At 44.7% G+C, this 539-nt stretch carries 1 protein-coding gene; it reads right to left on the bottom strand.

Annotation, left to right across the window (positions count from 1 at the left end):
* A partial coding sequence (locus EHS11_RS19920; protein WP_210413731.1) for a hypothetical protein occupies positions 1 to 512 on the bottom strand: 512 nt, incomplete at its 3' end.
* Positions 513 to 539: the final 27 nt, after the last annotated feature.

The raw sequence follows: 539 nt of genomic DNA, 5'->3' as shown, positions 1-539 counted from the left end.
TAACTATCCGTATATAGGTTGGCAACGACTACGCTTGTGACCCAACGATCGGGAGTTCCCATAAGGGAGTGCAATTGAATTCTTACGCTTTCCATCTGATTGTTTTTGATGGCGTAAAACATTGATTTGAGTGGCTCAGGGATGTTTGCAAAATCACGGGAGCCAGGACTACTTTCCCAGGCAACATATCTTTGGCTCTCAGGCACAGATCCAAAGTCTCCCGAATAAACGGAAGAGTATAAACCGGAAACATCCGTAGTATGAATATTCATACCGGGGTTGAAGTTCAGATCTGTTTGATAGGTATCTACCCGATTGGAATAGGAAGTGGTGTTAGTTGCCGCGGTGCTTCTGATGCCTGAGAGAAAATTTGTTACCTCGGTTGAGATCGAAGTCAGGATGTTTGTAGTGTCCAGACTCGTTTGGTTCAGTGCGGTTTCCATTCTTCCCACGAGATTACTTAGCATGATGCCTGCATCATTCAAACCTCCCTGGTTGGCTTTTTTATACACGCAGTCATCGGTTTTGTTGCAAGTATC

This window comes from Leptospira ilyithenensis, from assembly GCF_004771005.1.
Classification (GTDB): Bacteria; Spirochaetota; Leptospiria; order Leptospirales; family Leptospiraceae; genus Leptospira_A; species Leptospira_A ilyithenensis.
This window is presented reverse-complemented; position numbering and strand designations above follow the sequence as displayed.